This window comes from Streptomyces sp. NPDC005820 (assembly GCF_040630255.1).
In the GTDB taxonomy this organism is placed as follows: Bacteria; Actinomycetota; Actinomycetes; order Streptomycetales; family Streptomycetaceae; genus Streptomyces.
The window spans coordinates 1-1,875 of the sequence record NZ_JBEXXE010000121.1 but is presented as its reverse complement, the minus strand read 5'-3'; the positions used below and the strand labels follow the sequence as shown (position 1 = coordinate 1,875).

The window sequence follows — 1,875 nt, the reverse complement described above, 5'->3', positions numbered from 1 at the left end:
GCTGGATCATGCCGCGTTGAAGAAGGACGCGGGGAACGTCCGGACCACGGGCAGTGATGTGGACGCCCGGTTCCAGGGTCTGTCGGCGTTCTATCACGCGCCGGAGGCGGAGCAGCTGTTCGCGACGACGAAGCCGGTGAAGACGAGGGCGGACGATTTCGCGACGGACCTGGAGACGGTGTCGTCGGCCCTGTCCTCCAGGATCAGCAGCGCCTGCTCACCCAGTTGCGCAAGGGGGACTACGGCGCCGGAGTGGCCGAGCACATCGCTCGCGGGGACTTCGCCGACTGCCCGGGCTACCGGGAGCTGCTCAACCAGACCAAGCAGAAGGGGATGCTTCCCGCGGTTCACCAAGCGATGGAGTACGCGGCGGAACTGAAGGCGCACGGGGTGGAGGATCTGGCCTTCGAGCACAAGCTGCCGAAGCAGAATCTGGATCTCGACGTTCTGGTGAAGTCGGGAGACGAGATCAAGTACGGATGCCAGCTCAAGGACGTGCAGCATGAGCACGGCATCGGTTCCGCGGCGCGTAAGATCGCTCAGAAGCAGCTGGGCGGCGAGATCGACGGCCCCAAGGTCGCCATTCTGGACGTGCACGACACGCGGGCCGCTCTCACCGAGTCAACCGTCAAGGACGTCGAGTTCTACGCTCAGAAGACCGGAGCGGTTTTCCAGATCCGATTCCGGGACGGCTCGGTCACCATTCCGCCCGGCGGCCAGATCTATCCCTAAGGAATCCGCATGTCTACGTTGATGCGCGCACCTGCCGAGTGCGCCTCGTGGGAATGGGAGCTGGACGCGTTCGCGCCGCCAGGTCTGGACTCCGCCTTGATGACCGTCGTGCGGATGTCCTCCCTTCTGCGTGACCATGGTCTGTTGGAGCCGGACACGTTGGAGTGGCAGTGGCTCGTCGGCGGGCGTGGCACCGTCGGTGTCACCACGGGTCTCGCGCTCCGGGGAAAACTGGATGAGGCTGAACTCGCTCAGCGTATTCAGCAGTGTCGCCCTGTTGGATTCCCGGACGCCGAGATCGGCGCGCTGACGGTCTCCGGCACGGGCACCTGGATCGACGCGGGAGGCGCGGAGCACAGCGAGCCCGGTCTCGTCGGACTCACCGTCTACGCCGATGAGCGCCATCTGGCCGCAGAGGTCGCCGTGTTCCATGATGTCTGGGGCTACTGCGACTTCGGTGGGGTTCCGCACCCGGATGTGCAGAGGCGAAATGCTCCTCGTCTGGCCGCCGCCCTTCAGGAACTCGAATCGATGCTCGGTGTGGCCGCCGAGGCCGGTGATCCGACGTACTTCGGGCGGGCGGAGGGGTACGGGTTGGAAATGCCCGACCTGATCGACGGGTTGGGCCCTGACCTCACCGACATGCTGTGAGTCCATGATGGGGCGCTCGTCAGCCTCGAATGCTACGAGGAGGGCCTGCGGCACGGTCCGAACCGGGAGTGGTACCAGGACGGAAGGCTTCGCTCCGAAGGGACCACGCGGCGTGGCCGCCCGGTCGGCGTCTCGCGTGCATGGCATCCCAGCGGCCTGCTCGCACACGAACGAGTCTTCGCCGACGACGGGCAACCGACGAGGGCATGGAGCCAGTAGGGGCGGGGCGGGGCGGGGCGGGGTGAACTGGCCTCTGTGTCCCCATGTGTTGGTCATGGGCTTGTGGTGTCTCTGTGCGGATCGTCACCCGCGATTGCACAGGCAATCGGTCAGTTGATAGGGATGGGTCTGCGTGCAGTGCGCGTGATGTGAGTCAAGTGAGCCGAACGGGGGCCTTCATGAAGTTCGACATGGGTGCGCAGACGTTGTCGACGTTGCAGCGTGATTCGCGTGGGTCGAGTGATGATCTGGGTTCGTTGATCAAGCAGTTGG

The 1,875-nt window shown here is 65.1% G+C and carries 3 protein-coding genes; 2 read left to right on the top strand and 1 reads right to left on the bottom strand.

Annotation, left to right across the window (positions count from 1 at the left end; genetic code table 11):
* Positions 1 to 93: 93 nt before the first annotated feature.
* On the bottom strand, positions 94 to 264 hold the full coding sequence (locus tag ABZ464_RS51970; RefSeq protein WP_359290039.1) for a hypothetical protein: 171 nt from the start codon (positions 262 to 264) through the stop codon (positions 94 to 96).
* Here ABZ464_RS51970 and ABZ464_RS51965 point away from each other — a divergent pair.
* Both ABZ464_RS51965 and ABZ464_RS51960 read left to right on the top strand, forming a co-directional pair.
* Positions 253 to 732 (top strand): hypothetical protein, encoded by a 480-nt coding sequence (locus tag ABZ464_RS51965; protein WP_359290037.1) that lies wholly within the window; start codon positions 253 to 255, stop codon positions 730 to 732. The two genes, ABZ464_RS51970 and ABZ464_RS51965, sit on opposite strands and share 12 nt — an antisense overlap.
* A gap of 9 nt (positions 733 to 741) precedes the next feature.
* A complete protein-coding gene (locus ABZ464_RS51960) occupies positions 742 to 1,383 on the top strand; it encodes a hypothetical protein (protein WP_359290036.1) in 642 nt (213 codons plus the stop codon).
* Positions 1,384 to 1,875: the final 492 nt, after the last annotated feature.

What these genes read in the sequence shown, in the direction of transcription:
- ABZ464_RS51960 (WP_359290036.1), top strand. Translation starts at nt 742, where the DNA reads ATGTCTACGTTGATGCGCGCACCTGCCGAGTGCGCCTCGTGGGAATGG.